The following is a 20,256-nucleotide window of genomic DNA, read 5'->3' on the forward strand; positions in this document are numbered from 1 at the left end:
GTATCGCGGCAGGTCAGCCCATGCCGAAGGTGGCCGGGTCCGGGCCGAGGCGGTTGCCGGAGTCCAGCCCCGCGAGGGTGGCGAGGTCCGTGTCGTCCAGCTCGAAGCCGAAGACGTCGATGTTCTCGGCGATGCGGGAGGGCGTCGCGGACTTCGGGATGACGACATTGCCGAGCTGGAGGTGCCAGCGCAGCACCACCTGGGCGGGGGTCCTGCCGTGCTTGGCGGCGAGCTCGGCGATCGTCGGGTGCTCCAGGAGGCCCTTGCCCTGGCCGAGCGGCGACCACGCCTCGGTGACGATGTTGTGGCGGGCATGGAAGGCGCGCGAATCGGCCTGCGCGAACTGCGGGTGCAGCTCGATCTGGTTGACGGCCGGGACGACGGAGGTCTCGCCGAGCAGCCGCTCCAGGTGGGCAGGCTGGAAGTTCGAGACGCCGATGGCCTTGGCTCGGCCGTCCGCGTAGATCTTCTCCAGGGCCTTGTACGTGTCGATGTACGTGTCCCTGGACGGGAGCGGCCAGTGGATCAGATAGAGGTCCACGTACTCCAGGCCGAGCTTGCGGAGGGAGGTGTCGAAGGCTCGCAGCGCCGCGTCGTGACCGTGGTCGCTGTTCCAGAGCTTGGTCGTGACGAACAGCTCCTCACGGGCGATGCCGGAGGCCGCGAGTGCCTTGCCCGTGCCCGCTTCGTTGCCGTAGATCGCCGCGGTGTCGATGCTGCGGTAGCCGGCCTCCAGGGCCTGGCCGACGGTGGCGAACGCCTGGTCGTCCTCGATCTGCCAGACGCCGAAGCCGAGCTGCGGCATGGCGATGCCGTTGTTGAGCGTGATAGAGGGAACCTTGCTCACGGGGGAATCGGTCCTTACGTCGACTGTTGCGTGCACGGACGTCAACGATCATCCGTGGTCACGCATTCCCGCGCAGGTCCACGGGAGGTGCGCAGCGTGCGGCGGCGGGCGGCTCTGGAAGGGCTCGACCGCGGGCATGCGGCCGTCCGCTGCGGTGAGTTCGCCGAGGGTGAACGCGCCGGCGCAGGGCATCACGAGTCCGGTGCACAGCTCCAGGGCGCCGACGAGACCCGGCAGTCCGGCGGGGACCGCACCGGAGCCGCGGGACAGGCCGTCGGCCACCGCCCGCCCCAGCCACGGACAGCCGCCGCAGGCGAAGACCGCCGCCCCGCCGCACCACGCCGTCACGCCTGGTAGAGGGCGTCCACCTCGACCGAGTACGCGGTCTCGATCGCCTTGCGCTTGAGCTTCAGCGACGGGGTCAGCAGCCCGTGCTCCTCGCTGAACTGGTTGGCCAGTATCCGGAACGTACGGATCGACTCGGCCTGGGAGACCAGCGTGTTGGCGGCGACGACGGCACGCCGGATCTCGGTCTCCAGGTCGGGGTCGCGCACCAGGTCGGTCGGCGGCATCTCCGGCTTGCCGCGCATGGCCAGCCAGTGGGTGACCGCTTCCGGGTCCAGGGTCACCAGCGCGGCGATGAACGGCCGGTCGTTGCCGACCACGATGCACTGGGCGACCAGCGGATGCGCCCGCACCCGCTCCTCCAGGCCCACCGGCGAGACCGTCTTGCCACCGGAGGTGACCAGGACCTCCTTCTTCCGGCCGGTGATCGTCAGATAGCCGTCCTCGTCCAGCGCACCGAGGTCACCGGTGGAGAACCAGCCGTCGTGCAGCACGGCATCGGTCGCCTTCGGGTCGTTGTGGTAGCCGTGGAAGATCTGGCCGCCGTAGAGCCAGATCTCGCCGTCCTCGGCGATATGGACGGTGGTACCGGGGATGGGGGTGCCGACGGAGCCGAAGCGGGTCCGCTCGGGCGGGTTGGCGGTGGCGGCCGCGGTGCTCTCCGTCAGGCCGTAACCCTCGAAGATCCGCACACCGGCACCGGCGAAGAACAGCCCGAGCCGACGCTCCATCGCCGAGCCGCCGGACATCGCGTACCGCATCCGGCCGCCCATCGCCGTACGGACCTTGCTGTACACCAGCTTGTCGAAGATCTGGTGCTGCATCCGCAGCGAGGCGCTGGGGCCGGAGCCGGTGCCGAAGGCCTTGTTCTCCTGTGCCTCGGCGTACCGGCCCGCGATGTCGACCGCCTTGTCGAACGGCCCGAGCTTGCCGTCGGCCTCGGCCTTGCGCCGGGCCGCGGCGAAGACCTTCTCGAAGATGTACGGCACCGCCAGGATGAAGGTGGGCCGGAAGGTCTGCAGGTCGGGTAGCAGCGCGCGGGCCGCGAGCTCCGGCTGGTGGCCCAGCTTGACCCGGCCGCGGATCGCGGCGACCTGCACCATCCGTCCGAAGACGTGCGCCAGCGGCAGGAAGAGCAGCGTGGCCGCCTCGTCGCCCGGTTTGGAGTGGAAGACCGTTTCGTAGCGGAGCACGATGTTGTCGGACTCGGCCATGAAATTGGCGTGGGTGATCACACAGCCCTTGGGGCGGCCGGTGGTGCCGGAGGTGTAGATGATCGTCGCGGTGGCGTCCGGGGTGACGGCCATCCGGTGGCGGTGCACCACGTCGTCATCGATATGCGCACCGGCCGCGGTCAGCTCGGCCACCGGATCGGCGTCCAGCTGCCACAGTTTGCGCAGGTGGGGCAGCCGGTCGATGACCGAGCCGATGGTCATCGCATGGTCCTCGTGCTCGACCAGACAGGCCGAGACGCCCGCGTTGTGCAGCATCCAGAAGACCTGCTCGGCCGAGGACGTCGGATACAGCGGGACGGACTGGACGCCGATCGACCACAGCGCGAAGTCGAACAGGGTCCACTCGTAGCGCGTACGGGACATGATGCCGACGCGGTCGCCGAAGCGGACGCCCTGCGCGAGCAGCCCCTTGGCCAGTGCGAGGACCTCGTCCCGGAACTGTCCGGAGGTGACGTTCTGCCAGTTTCCCGCGTCGTCCTTACGCGCCAGAGCGACGCGTCCGGGATCGGATTCGGCATGCTCGTAGACGACGTCCGCCAGCCCGCCGACCCGGGGCGCGGTCGCCAGTGGGGGGACGGTGAACTCGCGCAATGACCCAGCTCCTCGTGGTGCTCCTCACAAGGCCGCGACCGTACCCCACGGTGACCTCTTCCGGCAGGGCCGTACCACGTCGCGAACGCGGCTGCACGGGAACTGGCCAACTGGCGAAAAGGGGTGACTTTGGAGAAGCGGGGACATGATCCCGCCGGTTCAACGTCGGACGATCACGACGCCGGGACCATATCTGCACCAAATCTCTGCACGTGACCTTGTGCTCTCTGCGCGTGACGGCCGAGGGGCGGCTCGTCCGGAGCGACGCCGGATGTCGGGGCCGGAGCGGCGGATCGGTCACCGGCCGGTCAGGGAGCTGGAGCCGGCCGGTCAGGGGAGCTGGAGCCGGACGCCGCCCGCGAGGACCGCGTCCGCGAGCGCCTCGGCCGGGCCCCGCGCCGTGCGGTCACGCTCTCCATGGAGAAGAGCGAAATCCACGCCGCCCAGTTCCGGCAGGCCGGCACGTGGCGAGATCTGCACCAAACCTGGCGGGATCATGCCCCTCGTATGTGCCATGACGCCCAGGCTTGCCCGGGTTGCGGCGATCAGTCCGTTCAGGCTTCCGCTGGTGCAGACGATCCGCCACTCCCGGCCCGCGCGCTCCAGCGCCTCCAGGGCCCGGGCCCGGGTCAGCGCGGGCTGCGGGAAGACGACCAGGGGTACCGGACGCTGCGGATCCAGGCGCAGCCGCTCGGCGCCGACCCACACCAGGCGGTCGCGCCACACCAGTCGTCCGTGGGACGCCTCCGGGCGCCGCTTGGCGAGGACGAGGTCGAGCCGCCCGGCCGCCAGCAGCTCGTGGAGGGTCCCCGACAGCTCGACGGTCAGCTCCAGATCGACCTCGGGGTGGTCCCGCCGGAACCCTTCGAGGACCTCCGGCAGCCGGGTCAGCACGAAGTCCTCCGAGGCGCCGAAGCGGAGCCGGCCGCGCAGCCGGGTCCCGGCGAAGAAGCTGGTGGCCCGCTCGTTCGCCGCCAGGATCGTCCGGGCGAAGCCGAGCATCGCCTCGCCGTCCTCGGTCAGCTCCACCCCGTGGGTGTCCCGGGTGAACAGCCGGCGCCCGGCGGTCGTCTCCAGCTTCCGGACGTGCTGGCTCACGGTCGACTGCCGCAGCCCGAGCCGGTGCGCGGCCTGGGTGAAGCTCAGCGTCTGCGCCACGGCGAGAAAGGTGCGCAGCTGTACGGGTTCGAACACGGGCCCTCCGTCTCGGCCGTCGCCCCCGGCGTCGTTCATCGCAGAACGTAATAACAGTGACCATGGTAAGAGGGGTTCCCGATCGGTGCAGGTCGCGCCACCCTGGACGGTGGGCCGCACCCGGCCGTCCTGCCCGCGAGCCGCCCCACGACCGAAGAGAGATCATGCACCGCCCTGTGCTCAAGCTGCCTTCCCGGCTGCCCGTGGACGGATTCATCCTGGCGCTGGTGGGCACCGTCGGGCTGGCCGCGCTGCTGCCCGCCCGCGGACCGGCCGCCACCGTCGCCGAGGGGGCCTCGACCGGAGCCGTCGCCCTGCTCTTCTTCCTTTACGGCGCCCGGCTCTCCAGCCGCGAGGCCCTGGCCGGACTGCGCCACTGGCGACTCCATCTCACCGTTCTGGCCTGCACCTTCGTGCTCTTCCCCCTGCTCGGCCTGGCCGCCCGTTTCCTGGTCCCCGAAGTGCTGGTGCCCACCCTCTACACCGGGCTGCTGTTCCTGTGCCTGGTGCCGTCCACGGTCCAGTCCTCGATCGCCTTCACCGCCATCGCCCGCGGCAATGTCGCGGCGGCGATCTGCGCCGGCTCGTTCTCCAGTCTCCTCGGCATCGTCGTCACACCGCTGCTGGCGGCACTCGTCCTGCACGGCAACGGCGGTGGTTTCTCCGCCGGTTCCCTGCTGAAGATCGTCTGCCAGCTGCTGCTGCCGTTCGTCGCCGGGCAGTTGCTGCAGCGGTGGATCGGCGGGTTCCTCACCCGCCACCGGACGGTCCTGGGCCGGGTGGACCGCGGCTCGATCCTGCTCGTCGTCTACGCCGCCTTCAGCGCCGGCGTCGTCCAGGGCATCTGGCACCAGGTCTCCGCCCTGCGGCTGCTCTGCCTGCTGGGGGTGGAGGCGGTGCTGCTCGCGGTGATGCTGGCGGCCTCCTCGTACGGCGCCGGGAAGCTCGGCTTCCGTCGCGCGGACCGGATCGCGATCACCTTCGCCGGCTCGAAGAAGAGCCTGGCGGCCGGTCTGCCGATGGCGAGTGTCCTCTTCGGCGCCCAGGCCGGGCTCGTGGTGCTGCCGCTGATGCTGTTCCACCAGATGCAGTTGATGGTGTGCGCGGTCCTGGCGAAGCGGATGGCGGCCCGCACCGTACCGGAGCCGCGGCGGGAGGGGGCTCCCGCCACGACACCGGCCGGTCCCGGTGGCGCGGCGGAGGCGACGGCGGCGGTGGCGGCCGGGCAGCAGCCGTCCGGACCGCGCACATAACGCTCCGGCGCACGTTGGGGCCGCGCCCCTAACGTCCCGCCCCACGCACCCGGTCCAGCGGCAGCCCGAGGACCAGCGGGCCGGGCGCCGGGGCGTTGTCGGTGCGGACGGCGGCCAGTTCGGTGTCGCTCAGGGCCCGCCGGTAGACGCGGACCTCGTCCAGCGCCCCGGTGAACTGGACCCGGCCGTCGGGCTTCTGGCCCAGGTGCACACCGAAGACCGAGCCCCGGCTGACCGACCCCGGGACATCGGGCACGACGGTGGTCTCGTCGCCGTCCACGGTGAGCAGCAGCCGGCCGCCGGTGCGGCGCAGCGCCAGATGGTGCCAGCTGCCGTCGTTGTAGGCGGCGTGGGTGACGGCCTGGGCGGTGGCGGCCGGCGCGGCGCCGTCGACGGCGGTCAGGCGGCCGACGAGCCGGCCGTGGGCGGGGTCGCCCTCCACTGCGACCTGCGGGGTCCTGGTGCCCACCCCGCCCATCCACAGCAGCGGCTGTTCGCCGGTCGTGGTGTCGTAGCGGAACCACAGGCTGCAGGTGAAGTCCTGGGTGCCCAGGGGGAGGGAGGCGCGGAAGGGGAGGCGGACCGCGTCATCCGTGCCGTCGAAGGACAGCGCCCCGCCGAAGCGGCCGTCGGTGCCGCGGGGGCCGCCGAGGACGTGCGCGGGCCGGGCGCCGCGGGCGGTGTCGCGGGTCGTGGGGTCCGGGCCGCGGCGCGGGCCGAGCCAGGCCTCGGTGAAGCGGGCGAAGCGGATCTCGTCCCGGGCGTCGACCGCGCCGCCCTCGTACATCAGGCCGGTGACCTCGGGGGAGACGGCGACCAGGTCCGAGTAGCCGGACCAGTCGGTGGTGACCCGGGCGCCCCGGTCGGCGCTCTCCCAGGTGCGGCCCTCGTCCCAGGAGGAGCGGACGGTCATGGTGCGCCGCCGGTCGGGGTCGGCGGGCGCCGCGAAGAGGGTACGGCTGCGGCCGCCCGCGGCGGGCGAGTGCGGCAGCCGCAGCGCGGAGCCCTGCACCATCGGCGTGTAGAGGTCGGGCAGCGCGCGGAACGGCGCGCTGAACGAGGCGCCGCCGTCGCGGCTGACGGCCGCGGTGCGATGGCCCAGATCGGTGCCGTCCTGTTCCCGGCCGTTGACGTAGACCGAGCCGTCGGAGCGTTCCAGGAGGGTCATTTCGGAGGGCTTTTGCCGGAAGGTGCCGTCGGCGGCGATCGGCCAGGTGTCCAGCGCGCCGACCTTCCAGGTGGCGCCGCCGTCATCGCTGTGGACCAGCGCGGCGTGGTTGGCGGTGACCCGGTTGCCCGCGTAGCTCTCGGAGTTGATGCCGAACACCAGCCGGCCGCGGTGCCGTCCGTGGGTGAGCTGGATGCCGTGCACGGGACCCGTGGCGTACCAGGAATTCCACTGCGGGGGCCGGATGGCAGGGGTCAGGTCCCGGGGCGTGGACCAGGTCGCGCCGTCGTCGTCGCTGTACTGGAGGTGCGGGGTGCGGTCACAGGGCACGTCGCAGCTGAGGCCGTCGGCGCGGCCCTTGTTGTAGGTCTCGGCCAGGACGATCCGGCCGGTGCGGCGGTCCACGACGGGCGCCGGGTTGCCGTGAGTGTCGCCGCCTCCGTGGTTGACGACCTGGAGCGGGCCCCAGGTGCGGCCGCCGTCGGTGGAACGCTTGAGGACCAGGTCGATGTCGCCGGCGTCCCCGCAGTCGTGCCGCCGGCCCTCGGCGAACGCGAGGAGGGTTCCCCGGGCGGACTCCACGACGGCCGGTATCCGGAAGCAGAAGTAGCCCTGTTCTTGGGACGCCTTGAAGAGGATCTGCTGGTCGAATCCGCCGGCCGGGGAGGACGCCGTGGAACCGGCCGCGCCCGGCGCGCCGGCGGACGCGGCCCGGGCGGGAGCGGTCGGCAGGAGGGCGAGGGCGGTGGCGGTCAGCGCGCCGAGCAGGGCTGCGGCACGGCGGCGCCGGGGTCTGCTGCGGTGACCGGGGTGTGCGCGGAGAACTGACGTCATGGTCCGGCCTGCCCTTCGAGGCATCGGCGTCGGGTCATCAGGACATCCCACGTCCTATGTACATCGCGACGGAAGCTACTGCCGCGTGCGGACCGCGACAAGGAGCGTGCGTCGGTTCTCCGTGCCGCAGCCGGAATTCACCCGCCCGGCCCGCAAGTACTGCGCCGGGTGCGCCGGACGGGGCACAGGGGAGGGGAGTGCCGAACGCGCCGGGCACCCGGCACCGCGGCGCCCACCGCCCCTCACGGCCGCAGGACCACCTTGCCGAGATTGGTCCTGCCCTCGATGATCTCGTGCGCCTTCGCCGCCTCGGCCAGCGGCAGTTCGGCATGGACGGCGGCCCGCAGCCGGCCGGATCCGGCCAGCTCCCACAGCTGGGCATGGTGCTGTGCGTAGCGCGTGCGGTGGACGGCGGCGAAGCGGCGCATGGTCAGCCCGGTGATGGTCCGGTCGCCGGCCAGCAGGTCGTACGCCGGGACCGTACCGCCACCGGAGTTGAAGAAGATCAGCCGCCCGCCGGGAGCCGACGCGGCCAGCGCCCGCGGCAGCAGCTCGCCGCCGACCCCGTCCAGCACGACGTCGAACGGCTCGCCCCAGGACTCCTGGTCGTACGTCACCACCTCATCGGCCCCCAGCCCGCGGAGGAATTCCGCCTTGGCGGCCGAGCTGACGGCGGCCACCACTCGCGCTGCGCCCTGGAGCTTCGCGAGTTGGACGGCGAGATGCCCGGTGCCGCCGGCCGCACCGGTGATGAGGACGGACTCGGCGCCCCGCGGCGCGGCGGTGCTGAGCGCGGCGAGCGCGACATGTCCGCTGCGCACCAGGGCCACCGCCTCCACGGGGGTCGCGCCGTCCGGTATCCGGCTCGCCAGAGAGGCGGGGGCGAGGGCGAGTTCGGCGTAGGAGCCGGTGAGAGTGAGCGAGGTGACGCGGTCCCCGACGGCGAAGCCGGTGACGTCCGCGCCGCACGCGACGACCACACCGGCGATCTCGCCCCCGGGCATGGCGGGCAGTGGATCGCCGCCGCCGTTGCCGTCGCCGCGCACCCGTCGTACGCACGGCAGCGTGACGCCGATCGCCTCGGTGCGGACGAGGAGTTCGCCGGGGCCGGGCACCGGCTCCTCGGCGTCCTCGACGCGCAGGACCTCGGGACCGCCGTAGGCATGGAATCGGACTCGGCGCATGGGGGCACACCTCCGGGAGGATGTCTCCGGTCGGCGCACGCCTCCCGGATGTCATCGGATGTTATTGGGCTCCCCAACGATAACCACAAAGCCGTTGGAGCCACCTATGTTTTTTCATGGGGCATCCCCAACGGTTTACGGGTACGGTGGGTCCATGGCCGAAACCCCCTACGCCCCCGCCCGCATCCGCGCGCTCCCCAGCTGGCTGCTGGGCCGCGCCGCCGCCCGGGGCCATCGCCTCGTCGCCGATGCCCTGGCCACCGAAGGCATGCGGATGATGCATCACGCCGTGCTGGCGGCCGTCGCCGAACTCGGCCCGGTCTCCCAGGCGGAGCTCGGCCGGACGCTGGGCATCGACCCCAAGGACATGGTCGCGCTCGTCAACGACCTCCAGCGGGACGGGCTGGTGACCCGCACGCCCGACCCGGGGGACCGCCGCAAGAACGCCGTCGAGATCTCCGCCGACGGCCGGCGGCGGCTGCGCCGCACCCAGCGGCTCGGTGACCGGGCCAACGCGGAGCTGACCGCGGACCTGACCCCGGCCGAACGCGAGCAGCTGATCGCCCTGCTCACCCGGATCGCGCTGCCCGAGGAGTAACCGGGGACCCGGTGCCGGGCCGCCGCTTCAGCCGGCCGCTCCGTCCACCGCCAGACGGTGCGCGCCCGCATACACGTTCATCGAGGAGCCGCGCAGAAACCCGATCAGGGTCAGCCCGGTCTCGGCGGCCAGGTCGACGGCGAGCGAGGAGGGCGCCGAGACCGCGGCGAGCACGGGAATGCCCGCCATCACGGCCTTCTGCACCAGCTCGAACGACGCCCGCCCGGAGACCATCAGCACGCCGGAGGACAGCGGCAGCCGCCCCTCCTGGAGCGCCCGCCCGATGATCTTGTCGACGGCGTTGTGCCGCCCGACGTCCTCGCGGATGTCGAGCAGTTCGCCGTCCGCCGTGAACAGCGCCGCGGCATGCAGGCCCCCGGTCCGCTCGAACACGCGCTGGGCGGCCCGCAGCCGGTCGGGCAGCGCGGCGAGCGTCGCCGGCTCGATACGGACCGGGGTGTCGGGGCCGGCGTCCAGGGGCCAGCGGGTGCGGGTGCGCACCGCGTCCAGGCTGGCCTTGCCGCACAGCCCGCACGACGAGGTCGTATAGACGTTGCGCTCCAGGGTGATGTCCGGAACCGGAACCCCGTCCGCGAGCCGCACATCCACGACGTTGTAGGTGTTCGCGCCTTCCCCGTTCCCGGCCTCGCCGCCGGTCGCGCCCGCGCAGTAGACGATGTGCGTCAGCTCGTCGGCGCGCGCCAGGACGCCTTCGCTGACGAGGAAGCCGGCGGCGAGCGCGAAGTCGTCCCCCGGAGTGCGCATCGTGATCGCCAGTGGCTTGCCGCCGAGCCGGATCTCCATCGGCTCCTCGGCGACGAGGGTGTCCGGGCGGGTGCTCACGACACCGTCGCGGATGCGGATGACGCGGCGTCGCTCGGTGACCCGTCCCATGTCTGATCAGTCCCGTCCTCACCGGCCCTGGATCCGGTGGTGTAGCTGCGGACAGCCGAAGCGGCCCTGGAGGCAGAGGCTGTCGGGGGTCACCGGGGACGTGGTGCGCCACGGCGCCCTCGACCCTCCCATTCTCCTGCACGGGACGGGCGGGCCCTACATGGGCGGGACGGGCTCCTGCACGGGCTCAGCGCCCCGGCCCGGCGGGCCCCGCTTCCTTCCCCGCGGGCCCCGCCTCCTTCAGCCCGCGGCCGCCGAAGGCGCCCGAGCCGTCGGCCGCGGCCCAGGCCGCCTCCAGTCCGGTCTGGTCCAGCGTCCGCCAGTCCGGGGTGTCCTGGACGAAGACCCGCCCCAGCCGCCGCCCCAGCTCGACCATGCTCCGGCCGGTCCTGCTGCGCTCGGTGCCGTACGCCTCCAGCGCATCCGGCCGCTCCGGCAGGGCCCGCAGCGCGGCCTCCAGAGCGACGGCGTCCTGGAGCGCCTTGATCGCGCCGCCGCCGGTGTGCGGCCGGACGACGGTGGCCGCATCGCCCGCGAGCACCAGCCGGCCGGCGGTGTAGCGCGGCGCCGTGAAGTCGTACATGGGCTGGAGGAACAACTCTTGACGAGTCGTCAGCTCCAGCAGTCCGCCACAGTACGGCGGCAGCAACTCGCCCGTGACGCGGTGCGGGCGCGGTCCCGCGGCCCGACGGCCACCTCCGTCATCGGGCGCATTGTCGCAGGAGTTCCCCTTCCGCGCCCGGTAATCAGGGGAGGGCAACAGAATTCCGTACATGTGCCGCGGGAGGGATGGCCGGGCATCGGCCTGGGTATATGCCTGAGCCGGGGCCGGCGCACACCGCGGTTCCGCGTCAAGCGGCCCGGTGGCGGGATCTGTGGGGGGTCCCGCCACCGGGCGTACGACGGTCGTCCGGGGGAGTCCGACGGGCTGCGCCGGGCCGCACGGCACCGCCGAAGCCTCCGCGCACGCTCCGCTCCCCGCCGCATCCGGCGCCCACCCTGCCGCCGCGCCCCTGTTCGGGACCGCTTCCCGCCGGCGTCGTCCGGTGCGGATTCCCGCCGGTCCGCTCCGTGAGATCAGCGCCGGTCGACGGCCACCGTCCGGGTAATGTGCGTGTCGATCACCCATGACCTACGCGACCACCCCTGACGTACCCGAAGCACCCCAGGGCACGGGCACCCGACCGATCACGAATGGCGAGACGCACATGAGCGAAGGGACAGCACCGGCGGCCGGCGACGCGACCTCCGTCGCGGACGAGGCGGCCCGTGAGCGGCTGAGCTACCTGCGCGGCAGCATCGACAACCTCGACGCCGCCCTGGTGCATCTGCTCGCCGAGCGCTTCAAGTGCACCCAGCAGGTCGGCGAACTGAAGGCCCGGCACCACCTGCCGCCCGCCGACCCGGCCCGCGAGGCCGCGCAGATCGAACGGCTGCGCCGCCTGGCCGAGGACGCCAAGCTGGACCCGGCCTTCGCCGAGAAGTTCCTCAACTTCATCATCGGCGAGGTGGTCCGCCATCACCGGGCGATCGCCGACCGTACCCAGGAGGGGGCGGCGGAACCGGCCGAACCGGCCGCGGGCTGAGTCCTGGGCAGACGACGTACGAGGGTGGGCGGGCCGTGCGGGCCCGCCCACCCTCGTCGTGTGCCCGTGTGCGACGGACCCCGCCGTCCCGGGCCGGGCCGAGGCCGACCCAAGTCCCCACCGTGGAGGGCGACTTGAGCGTCGCTGGAGCCGGCGCACCTCCTTTCGGGCGGACCCGCCCGAAACCGGCCACCCCGGCCCCCGCCCACCGGTCGCCTCACCCAGGTGGCCCCGTCGCCCGCGCCGAGTGACACTCGCCATACCTGACGCCGGACCGTCCCGCAGTGCCCCCTTGCCCACTACCGTCCAGTAACGCGGTTCCCCGGGGACCGCCCGAGCGCCACCACCCTGCCCCTCCGGCCGTGCACCGAGAGCGGAGACAACCGATGGCACCCACCCCCGAATCCACCTCGAACCCGCAGCGGAACGCGCGCACCACGCCCGCCCCGACGCTCGCCCTCAAGCCCGGAACGTCCTGGCAGGACGCCTGGCAGCGCAGTCTGGCCGCGGCCCCCGAAGCGTTCCGCGACGACCGGGCCCTCAATCTGTGGGCCGGCGCCTGGCACCCGGACGGCGCTCCGCTGCCCGCCACCAGCCCCGTCGACGGCACCCCCATCGCCGGTCCGCCCCGCCTGGACGCGGATGCCGCGCTGCATGCCGTACGCGCCTCCCTCGACCAGCACCGGGCCTGGCGCCAGGTCCCGTTGACCGAGCGCAAGGCCAGGATCTCCGCCACCCTCGACGCCCTCACCGAGCACCGGGAACTGCTCGCCCTGCTGCTGGTCTGGGAGATCGGCAAGCCCTGGAAACTCGCGCAGGCCGACGTCGACCGCGCCATCGACGGCGTCCGCTGGTACGTCTCCGAGATCGAGCGGATGCTCGCCGACCGCGCCCCGCTGCCCGGCCCGGTCAGCAACATCGCCAGCTGGAACTATCCGATGTCGGTGCTGATCCACGCGATGCTGGTGCAGGCGCTGGCCGGCAATGCGGTGATGGCCAAGACCCCCACCGACGGCGGCCTGGTCACGCTCACCCTCGCCTGCGCCCTGGCCGCCCGCGAGGGGGTGCCGGCCACCCTCGTCAGCGGCAGCGGCAAGGAGCTCTCGCCCGCCCTGGTGCGCTCACCGGAGATCGGCTGTGTCTCCTTCGTCGGCGGCCGGGACACCGGCGGCCGGGTCGCCACCGCCGTCGCCGACCTCGGAAAGCGCCACATCCTCGAACAGGAGGGCCTCAACACCTGGGGGATCTGGAACTTCAGCGACTGGCCGGCCCTGACGCCGCTGCTGCGCAAGACCTTCGACTACGCCAAGCAGCGCTGCACCGCCTACCCCCGCTTCGTCGTCCAGCGCGAGGCCTTCGCCGACTTCCTCACGGCCTATCTCCCGGCCGTGCGCAGCGTCCGCTTCGGACACCCGCTGGCCGTCGCCGATCCCGCGGACCCGCTCCCCGAACTCGACTTCGGCCCGCTGATCAACGCCGGCAAGGCCAAGGAGCTCGCCGACCTCACCTCCGAGGCGATTGCCCGGGGCGCCGTCCCCCTGCACCGGGGCAGCCTCGCCGACGGCCATTTCCTGTCCTCCCAGGACACCTCGGCCTACTTCCCGCCCACCACGCTGCTGGGCCCGCCCTCCTCCTCCCCGCTCCACCACGCCGAGCCGTTCGGCCCCGTCGACACCATCGTGCTCGTCGACACCGAGGCCGAGCTGCTCGCCGCCATGAACGCCAGCAACGGCGCCCTGGTCGCCAGCCTGTCCTGCGACGACAAGGAGACCTACGACCGCCTCGCCCCGCAGATCCGCGCCTTCAAGGTCGGCCATGGCAAGCCCCGCTCCCGCGGCGACCGCGACGAGCTCTTCGGCGGCTTCGGCAACTCCTGGAGCGGCGCGTTCGTGGGGGGCGAACTCCTGGTACGGGCGGTGACCGAGGGCCCGGCCGCCGAACGCCTGCCGGGCAACTTCCCGGACTACCACCTGATGCCGTAACCCGGACCCGGACCGGCGGGTGGCGGATCGGGTGCGCACCAGCTAGCCGCGTCACCAACCTCTCCGGACAGCACACCTAGCCGATCCCCTGCCGGTCCGGAGACGAGGCGAACCGCCGGTCCGCCGCCGCCGGCACCGCACGCGCAATCGCTTGCAGGAGCAGCGTGCGGTGCCGCAGCAGCGGCTCCTGCCGGCCCTGCGGTGCGAGCAGCAACAGATCCTCGATCCCGGCCAGGATCCGCCGGGTGAGCTGCGGACTGTGCACCGCGGCCGCCCGGATCTCGGTCAGTCCCAGATCCACCAGAGCCGTCCAGTCCGGAATGCTCTGCGTCAGCCGCACCGCACCCCGGCGGTCCCGGTGGTGCACCGTCCCGAGCGGGCGCCGCGCCACCGCCGCCAGAATCTGCACGATCCGGTCCAGGCACTGCACGGCCGTGGTCGGATCGTTCACCCCCGGCGACAGCGCCCGCAGCGCGATGTCCGACAGCTGCCGCAGTCCGAGCCCGAGGTCCTGGTGAAAGGTGCGCTCCCGCCCCACCGACACCGTGTACCGCAGCGCCCGCCGCGGCGGCACGGTCCCGCCGTGCACCGCGAGCACCGGCGCCCCCGGCAGGACGAAGTCCCCGATCCGCGGGATCAGCCGCAGGACGACCCCGTGCCGCCGCGCCACCCGCACCAGCCGCGCCACATGCACATCCAGCACCACACCGGCCCGCCCCTCGTGCGCCACCCGCCCCGTCTCGGGCGCCGACGGCACCTCGGACCCCGTGCCCTGCGCACCCGTCCCCTGACGCGCCAGCATCCGCAGCGTCTCCTGGGTGATCCGGTCGACCACCGGGCCCACCTGCATCAGCCGCAGCGTGGCGGACACATAGACGACGAACAACACCAGGCTGAGCCCCACCAGCATCAGCGTCAGCAGGCTCTGCACCACGGGCACCGAGGTCACCTGCCGCGGATTGGGCTCGCTCTCGTAGGAGGTGAGCACCAGCAGCGAGAACAGAAAGGTCGCGAGGAAGACCGTGAACGTGAGCTTGCTGATCCGGCTGCGGATGAAGATCCGCACCACCCGCGGTGTGCGCTGACCGCTCGCCATCTGCAGCGCGACCAGCGAAATGCTGAAGACCACACCGATGAAGGTCAGCATCGCCGAGCTGATCGTCGTCACGATGACCTTGGTGTCCTCGGTGAGCGAGACCAGCTCCCGGACCTCTGTGTAGGCATGCTCCTGCTGGAGACTCGCGATGATTTCAAGATCGAGCGAGCTTGCGGCCCACCACAGCAGGGACGCGCCCACCAGTCCCGCCATGGGCGCGAACCAGAACGTGTCCCGCAGATGCTCCCGCAGTGGGGAAAACGCTTTTGGCCTGCGCGGACCATCGGTATGCGAGATTTGTCCCTCATTGCCCATAAATCGAGGTTATGTGGCGGGCGGATACGCAGGTGAAAGGCACTCCGAAACCTTGGTATTGTTGTCCATGTCGCCGCGGGGAACGCCCCGTGAAGATCACACCTAGTCCGGGTGGCGGAATGGCAGACGCGCTAGCTTGAGGTGCTAGTGCCCTTTATCGGGCGTGGGGGTTCAAGTCCCCCCTCGGACACCAGCGAAAACCCCTGTTGACCAGGGGTTTTCTGCATTTCTGGGGCATCGCCCAGCCGCGGCGCAATTGATGTCCAAATCACCCCTTCCATCCCCTTTGTTTCGGAGTATCCTGGAATCCGGCCTACGGGGCGAGCGAGGGAGTTTGACCGGCCAAGCCTCGGGGAAGGGAGCTCTGGCTCTCGCCGAGGAGAAGGACGGAAGGTCAGGCTGAGAGGCTGAAAGGTCGTAAGACCGGACGGCGACCCCTAGCACCTGATGCGGACAATGCCGACGCAGGGAGCCCACCTCGTAGGTCTTCGGTGTGCCCGGATCAGCCGCTGCGCATCAGGTCCGCACACTTCTCCCCGATCATCATCGTGGTGATGCACGGGTTCACGGTGGTCAGGAACGGCATCACCGAACCGTCCGCGACCCGCAGACCGGTGACGCCCTTCACGCGCAGCTGGGGATCGAGCGGGGTCGCCTGGTCGTCCGCCGCGCCCATTCGGACGGTGCAGGCCGGGTGGTAGACGGTGTTGTGGGTGGTGCGGACGTAGTCGAGGAGCTCGGCGTCGGAGTGCGCGGAGGGCCCGGGGGCGAGTTCGGTGCCGGCCCACTCGGCCATGGGGGACTGGGAAATGATCTCGCGGGCCAGGCGGAGCCCGTGCGTCATCACGCGCACATCGTGTTCATCGGTGAAGTAGCGCGGGTCGACCTTGGGCTTGTCGCGGAAGTCGCGGGTGCGCAGACGTACCGTCCCCAGGGAGCGGGCGCGGGTCACGTTCGGGGTCAGACAGAAGGCGTTCTCCGAGGTCGGATAGCCGCGGCGGAAGGTGTTCAGATCGAAGGGCACCGAGCCGTAGTGGAACATCAGGTCCGGGCGGTCGAGGCCGGGTTCGGTGTCGGCGAAGATGCCGATCTCCCACCACTGGGTGGACGAGGTGACCATGGGCTGCTTGGCGTCCCACATGATCACGCCCTCCGGGTGGTCCTGGAGGGAGGAGCCGACACCGGGGGAGTCGACGAGCGGGTCGATGCCGGTGGCGCGCAGATGGGTGGCCGGGCCGATGCCGGAGAGCATGAGCAGTTTCGGGGAGTCGATGGCGCCGCAGGAGACGACGGTCTCGCGACGGGCGCGGACGGTGCGGGTGTGGATCAGGTCGGGGGCGAGATAGTCCACGCCGGTGCAGTGCCGGGAGGAGTCGAAGTTCAGGCGCTTGGCCTGGAGTCCGGTGCGTACCTCGAGGTTCTTGCGGGTGCCCATGACGGGGTGGAGATACGACACCGAGGCCGACGAACGGGTGCCGTCGGGGAGGCAGTTGATCTGGAACCAGTTGGCGCCGCGGATGACGGTCTCGCCGGAGTTGAACGGCGTCGTCGGGATGTCGGCGGCCGCGCAGGCCTTCAGGAGGGCTTCCCCGCACGGATCGTTGGGCGCGATGGTGCGCAAGGTGACCGGGCCGCTGCGGCCGTGGTGGTCTCCGGGGGCGTCGTTGTTCTCCAGCCGCTGGTAGAGCGGGAAGCAGTCGGCCGCGCTCCAGCCCGTACAGCCCATCGCCGCCCACTCGTCGAGGTCCTCGGCCGGGGCCCAGAAGGCGATGCACGAGTTGTGCGAGGAGCAGCCGCCGAGCACCTTGGCGCGGGCGTGCCGCAGGAAGCTGTTGCCGTTCTCCTGCGGCTCGACCGGATAGTCCCAGTCGTAGCCGGACTCCAGCAGTCCCATCCAGCGGTCCAGCCGCAGGATGTTGTCGTCGCCGACGTCGCTGGGGCCGGCCTCCAGGAGGCAGACGCTGACCGCCGGGTCCTCGCTGAGCCGGGCGGCGACGACGGCACCGGCCGTGCCGCCGCCGACCACCACATAGTCGAACTCGTCCACAGGGGTCTCTTGGGCCATCGTGCCGCTCCAGATCAGGGGGTGGGGGCGCCGCTGTCGCCCGGGGGGCCGGTGTCGGAGGTGACGGCGGCGTGCATGGCCAGGACGCCCGTCTTCTTGCGCTGGACGAACCAGTAGTAGGCGAATCCGCCGAGGCCCACGACTCCGATGAACAAGAAGGCGCCCCAGCGCAGATACCAGTGCTGGGGGCCGGTCGCGTTGTAGACCGTGGCGCGCGGCCAGGCGAGGTTGACGGACATCCCGAAGCCCCAGAGCACGGCGAGTACGTTCACCGGAAGGCCGAACTTGCCGAGCGAGAACCTCCCCTCGACCGGTGTCCAGTTGCCGCGCAGCCGCTGGACCAGCATCGGCAGGGTGACCGCCAGGTAGGCCAGATAGATCATGATGATCGCGATGCTGGTGATCACCGAGAAGATCTGCGGCTGGTTGACGTTGATGAGCAGGATGCCGATCCCCACCAGCCCGATGATGACGGCCGGCAGCACCGGGGTCTGGAAGCGCGGGCTGACCTTGGCGAGCAGCGAGGCGGCCGGGAGGTTGTTGTCCCGGGCCATCGCGAACGCCAGCCGGATGCCGGCGGTGTGCACCGCCAGTTCGCACACGGTGATCGCGATGACCACACACCAGAGCACGATCTGTCCCACGGTCGACCCGAGCGTGGAGAGCACCACGTACTGCAGGCCGTCCACGGACAGCTCCTTGGCGTGCAGATCGGGCACGGCCAGCAGGGCGAACAGCAGGATCAGGCCGCCGATGAGGAAGGACGCGACCAGGGCCCGCAGGATCGCGCGGGGGGCGTTGCGGCCGGGGTCCTTGGACTCCTCACCGAGCGAGGAGGCCGTGTCGAAGCCGTACATCACGTAGGCCGAGGCCAGCGACGCGGTGAGGAACGCGCCGAAGTAGCCCAGGCTCTGGCCCTGGCCCAGACCGAAGGTGTCGGTCACCGCGGACGGGCCGCGGGTGATGTGTGCGGCCAGGAGCAGGACCAGGACGATGGCGGCGATCAGCTCGATCGCCACGCCCGCGGAGTTGATCCGGGCCATCAGCTTCACGCCGAAGGCGTTGACCAGGGTGGTGAAGGCGATCAGCACGGTGCCGAGGAGGACGGCGTTCTCGGCGGCGGATTTGCCGGTGCCGTCGCCGATGAACTGGAACCACGACGAGATCTGCGGCAGCGTCACCTGGTACGCCAGTGCCACCGCCGACAGCGAGACCATGGAGGCGGTCAGCATCATCCAGCCGCCGAGCCAGCCGATGTGCGGGCCGCCGAGCTTCTTGGCCCAGTTGTAGATCGACCCGGCCACCGGATAGCGGGCGGCCAGCTCGCAGAAGCACAGCGCCACCATCAGCTGCCCGAGGAAGACCATCGGCCAGGACCACCAGTACGCCGGGCCGCCGTGCGCGATACCGAAGTAGAACAGCTGGAAGGTGCCGGTGAGGATCGAGATGTAGCTGATGCCGGCCGCGAAGGTGTGGAAGTTGCCCAGTGTGCGCTTGAGTTCCGGCTTGTAGCCGAGCTCGGCGATCGCCTCGTCCTCGTGCGGGTGGCCGGCCGCGGGATCGGGCCGGGACGCTGCGGGATCGGTCACTCGAACCACCTCTGCGGACGCGGTGCGGTATTGCGCCAGACGTGCTTGGCCTCCTGGTACTCGGCCAGCCCCGCGGGCCCCAGCTCCCTTCCGACGCCCGACTGCTTCATACCGCCCCACTCCGCCTGCGGCACATACGGATGGAAGTCGTTGATCCACACCGTTCCCGCGCGCAGCCGGGCGGCGACCCGGTGCGCCCGTTCGCTGTCCTGTGTCCACACCGCGCCGGCCAGCCCGTACACCGTGTCGTTGGCGAGCGAGACCGCCTCGTCCTCGTCCCGGAACCGCTCGACGGTCAGCACCGGGCCGAAGCTTTCGTCGCGGACGACGGACATGTCCGGGGTGCACTCGTCCAGCACGGTCGGCAGATAGTAGAAGCCGTGGGACAGCGAGGGGTCGTCGGGTGCCGAGCCGCCGCAGAGGAGGACGGCGCCCTCGTCGAGCCCGGCCGCCACATACGCCTCGACCTTCGCCCGGTGCGCGGCCGAGATCAGCGGGCCGGTGCGGGCGTACTCGTCGAACGGTCCGCCGAGCCGGATCCGCTGGGCGCGGGAGACCAGCTCGTCGACGAACGCATCGTGCAACTCCTCCTGGACGAGCAGCCGGGCGCCGGCCGAGCAGACCTGCCCGGAATGCAGGAAGACCGCCATCAGGGCGTAGTCGACGGCGGTGTCGAAATCGGCGTCGGCGAACACGATGTTGGGGTTCTTGCCGCCCAGCTCCAGCGCGATCTTCTTCACGGTGGGCGCCGCCGCGGCCATGATGCGCCGGCCGGTGGCCAGACCGCCGGTGAACGACACCATGTCCACCCGCGAGTCCTCGGTCAGCAGCGCGCCCACGCCCTGTCCCGTGCCCAGCACCAGATTGGCGGCGCCGTCCGGCACGCCCGCCTCGGCCAGCAGCCGCATGAGGTGGAGGGCGGTGTGCGGGGTCAGCTCACTGGGCTTCAGGACGAAGGTGTTGCCTGTGACCAGGCAGGGGGCGACCTTCCAGGCGGTCTGCAGCAGAGGGTAGTTCCACGGGGTGATCAGCGCGCAGACCCCGACCGGCTCGTACCGCACCGTGCTGTCGACCTCCGGGGCGCCGGCGTCCACCACCCGGTCGATGCCGCCGGCCGCGCCGAGGTTGCCGAAGTAGCGGAAGCAGTTGGCGATGTCGTCCATGTCGTAGGCGCTCTCGACCAGCCGCTTGCCGGTGTCCAGCGACTCGGCCCGGGCCAGCGCGCTCTTGTCGCGCTCCAGCAGCTCGGCGACCCGCAGCACCACCCGGGCGCGCTCGGCCGCCGGCGTCCGCGGCCAGGACCCGTCGTCGAAGGCGGTACGGGCGGCGGAGACCGCCGCCGCCACGTCCTTCGGCCCGCCCTCGTCGACCGTCGCGACCAGCGTGCCGTCCGCGGGGCAGCGGATCTCGCGCAGCTGCCCGTCGGCCGCTGCGGTCCACTGACCACCGATGAACAGATCCGGCATGGTGCTGCCTCCGG

The 20,256-nt window shown here is 71.5% G+C and carries 16 protein-coding genes and 1 tRNA gene; 5 read left to right on the forward strand and 12 right to left on the reverse strand.

All coding sequences use genetic code 11. The annotated features are described in order from the left end of the window. Positions 1-13: 13 nt before the first annotated feature. From BKA18_RS31105 to BKA18_RS31120, 4 genes are all read right to left on the reverse strand, one after another. Positions 14-847, reverse strand: coding sequence for an aldo/keto reductase (locus tag BKA18_RS31105; protein ID WP_366044691.1), 834 nt, complete (start codon positions 845-847; stop codon positions 14-16). 48 nt (positions 848-895) lie between these two features. After that, a complete protein-coding gene (locus BKA18_RS31110; RefSeq protein ID WP_366044690.1) occupies positions 896-1,195 on the reverse strand; it encodes a hypothetical protein in 300 nt (99 codons plus the stop codon). After that, entirely contained in the window at positions 1,192-3,018 is a 1,827-nt protein-coding gene (locus BKA18_RS31115; RefSeq protein ID WP_246594017.1) for an AMP-dependent synthetase/ligase, read from the reverse strand. Before BKA18_RS31115 ends, BKA18_RS31110 begins: the two co-directional genes overlap by 4 nt. Before the next feature lie 330 nt (positions 3,019-3,348). Continuing rightward, positions 3,349-4,212: a LysR substrate-binding domain-containing protein gene (locus BKA18_RS31120; protein ID WP_366044689.1), complete on the reverse strand. Its 864-nt coding sequence runs from the start codon at positions 4,210-4,212 to the stop codon at positions 3,349-3,351. A gap of 164 nt (positions 4,213-4,376) precedes the next feature. Here BKA18_RS31120 and BKA18_RS31125 point away from each other — a divergent pair, with 164 nt between their 5' ends. Further along, complete coding sequence (locus tag BKA18_RS31125; RefSeq protein ID WP_366044688.1) at positions 4,377-5,465, forward strand: bile acid:sodium symporter family protein; 1,089 nt, start codon at positions 4,377-4,379, stop codon at positions 5,463-5,465. A 28-nt stretch (positions 5,466-5,493) separates the two neighbouring features. On the opposite strand, the gene BKA18_RS31130 is transcribed toward BKA18_RS31125, so the two are convergent. After that, positions 5,494-7,467, reverse strand: a complete 1,974-nt coding sequence (locus BKA18_RS31130; RefSeq protein WP_366044687.1) for an exo-alpha-sialidase — start codon at positions 7,465-7,467, stop codon at positions 5,494-5,496. 242 nt (positions 7,468-7,709) lie between these two features. Continuing rightward, positions 7,710-8,651 carry a quinone oxidoreductase family protein gene (locus BKA18_RS31135; RefSeq protein ID WP_366044685.1) on the reverse strand — a complete coding sequence of 314 codons (942 nt, stop codon included), beginning with the start codon at positions 8,649-8,651 and terminating at the stop codon, positions 7,710-7,712. Between the two features lie 154 nt (positions 8,652-8,805). On the opposite strand from BKA18_RS31135, the gene BKA18_RS31140 reads away from it, so the two are divergent. Further along, positions 8,806-9,249 carry a MarR family winged helix-turn-helix transcriptional regulator gene (locus BKA18_RS31140; protein WP_366044684.1) on the forward strand — a complete coding sequence of 148 codons (444 nt, stop codon included), beginning with the start codon at positions 8,806-8,808 and terminating at the stop codon, positions 9,247-9,249. 27 nt (positions 9,250-9,276) lie between these two features. Here BKA18_RS31140 and fdhD read toward each other — a convergent pair whose 3' ends face one another. Both fdhD and BKA18_RS31150 read right to left on the reverse strand, forming a co-directional pair. Continuing rightward, positions 9,277-10,143 carry a formate dehydrogenase accessory sulfurtransferase FdhD gene (gene fdhD, locus BKA18_RS31145; protein ID WP_366044683.1) on the reverse strand — a complete coding sequence of 289 codons (867 nt, stop codon included), beginning with the start codon at positions 10,141-10,143 and terminating at the stop codon, positions 9,277-9,279. A gap of 187 nt (positions 10,144-10,330) precedes the next feature. Continuing rightward, complete coding sequence (locus BKA18_RS31150; protein WP_366044682.1) at positions 10,331-10,726, reverse strand: FAD-dependent monooxygenase; 396 nt, start codon at positions 10,724-10,726, stop codon at positions 10,331-10,333. Between the two features lie 625 nt (positions 10,727-11,351). On the opposite strand from BKA18_RS31150, the gene BKA18_RS31155 reads away from it, so the two are divergent. Together BKA18_RS31155 and BKA18_RS31160 are read left to right on the forward strand one after the other, a co-directional pair. Further along, the gene (locus tag BKA18_RS31155; RefSeq protein WP_366044681.1) at positions 11,352-11,729 is read left to right on the forward strand and encodes a chorismate mutase; all 378 of its coding nucleotides are present in this window, start codon (positions 11,352-11,354) and stop codon (positions 11,727-11,729) included. Between the two features lie 386 nt (positions 11,730-12,115). Then, positions 12,116-13,711, forward strand: coding sequence for an aldehyde dehydrogenase family protein (locus BKA18_RS31160; protein WP_366044680.1), 1,596 nt, complete (start codon positions 12,116-12,118; stop codon positions 13,709-13,711). Positions 13,712-13,787: 76 nt separating this feature from the next. On the opposite strand, the gene BKA18_RS31165 is transcribed toward BKA18_RS31160, so the two are convergent. After that, positions 13,788-15,122 (reverse strand): DUF2254 domain-containing protein, encoded by a 1,335-nt coding sequence (locus BKA18_RS31165; protein WP_366044679.1) that lies wholly within the window; start codon positions 15,120-15,122, stop codon positions 13,788-13,790. Positions 15,123-15,227: 105 nt separating this feature from the next. On the opposite strand from BKA18_RS31165, the gene BKA18_RS31170 reads away from it, so the two are divergent. Continuing rightward, positions 15,228-15,315: transfer RNA gene (locus BKA18_RS31170), tRNA-Leu, on the forward strand. Between the two features lie 309 nt (positions 15,316-15,624). Here the strand turns inward: BKA18_RS31170 and BKA18_RS31175 are convergent. Genes BKA18_RS31175 through BKA18_RS31185 form a run of 3 tightly spaced genes read right to left on the reverse strand, consistent with a single transcriptional unit; the run spans position 15,625 to position 20,242 of the window. Beyond that, entirely contained in the window at positions 15,625-17,187 is a 1,563-nt protein-coding gene (locus BKA18_RS31175) for a GMC family oxidoreductase (RefSeq protein WP_366044678.1), read from the reverse strand. 14 nt (positions 17,188-17,201) lie between these two features. Continuing rightward, a complete protein-coding gene (locus tag BKA18_RS31180) occupies positions 17,202-18,776 on the reverse strand; it encodes an APC family permease (RefSeq protein ID WP_366044677.1) in 1,575 nt (524 codons plus the stop codon). Further along, positions 18,773-20,242: an aldehyde dehydrogenase family protein gene (locus BKA18_RS31185; RefSeq protein ID WP_366044676.1), complete on the reverse strand. Its 1,470-nt coding sequence runs from the start codon at positions 20,240-20,242 to the stop codon at positions 18,773-18,775. The genes BKA18_RS31180 and BKA18_RS31185 overlap by 4 nt, the downstream gene beginning before the upstream one ends. Positions 20,243-20,256 lie beyond the last annotated feature (14 nt).

Source organism: Streptomyces auratus, assembly GCF_050433025.1.
Taxonomy (GTDB): Bacteria; Actinomycetota; Actinomycetes; order Streptomycetales; family Streptomycetaceae; genus Streptomyces; species Streptomyces sioyaensis.

Excerpts from the sequence above, each read along its gene's own strand:
- BKA18_RS31125 (WP_366044688.1), top strand. The coding sequence starts at position 4,377 with ATGCACCGCCCTGTGCTCAAGCTGCCTTCCCGGCTGCCCGTGGACGGA.
- BKA18_RS31130 (WP_366044687.1), bottom strand. The coding sequence starts at position 7,467 with ATGACGTCAGTTCTCCGCGCACACCCCGGTCACCGCAGCAGACCCCGG.
- BKA18_RS31135 (WP_366044685.1), bottom strand. The coding sequence starts at position 8,651 with ATGCGCCGAGTCCGATTCCATGCCTACGGCGGTCCCGAGGTCCTGCGC.
- BKA18_RS31140 (WP_366044684.1), top strand. The coding sequence starts at position 8,806 with ATGGCCGAAACCCCCTACGCCCCCGCCCGCATCCGCGCGCTCCCCAGC.
- fdhD (WP_366044683.1), bottom strand. The coding sequence starts at position 10,143 with ATGGGACGGGTCACCGAGCGACGCCGCGTCATCCGCATCCGCGACGGT.
- BKA18_RS31150 (WP_366044682.1), bottom strand. The coding sequence starts at position 10,726 with ATGTACGACTTCACGGCGCCGCGCTACACCGCCGGCCGGCTGGTGCTC.
- BKA18_RS31155 (WP_366044681.1), top strand. The coding sequence starts at position 11,352 with ATGAGCGAAGGGACAGCACCGGCGGCCGGCGACGCGACCTCCGTCGCG.
- BKA18_RS31160 (WP_366044680.1), top strand. The coding sequence starts at position 12,116 with ATGGCACCCACCCCCGAATCCACCTCGAACCCGCAGCGGAACGCGCGC.
- BKA18_RS31165 (WP_366044679.1), bottom strand. The coding sequence starts at position 15,122 with ATGGGCAATGAGGGACAAATCTCGCATACCGATGGTCCGCGCAGGCCA.
- BKA18_RS31175 (WP_366044678.1), bottom strand. The coding sequence starts at position 17,187 with ATGGCCCAAGAGACCCCTGTGGACGAGTTCGACTATGTGGTGGTCGGC.
- BKA18_RS31185 (WP_366044676.1), bottom strand. The coding sequence starts at position 20,242 with ATGCCGGATCTGTTCATCGGTGGTCAGTGGACCGCAGCGGCCGACGGG.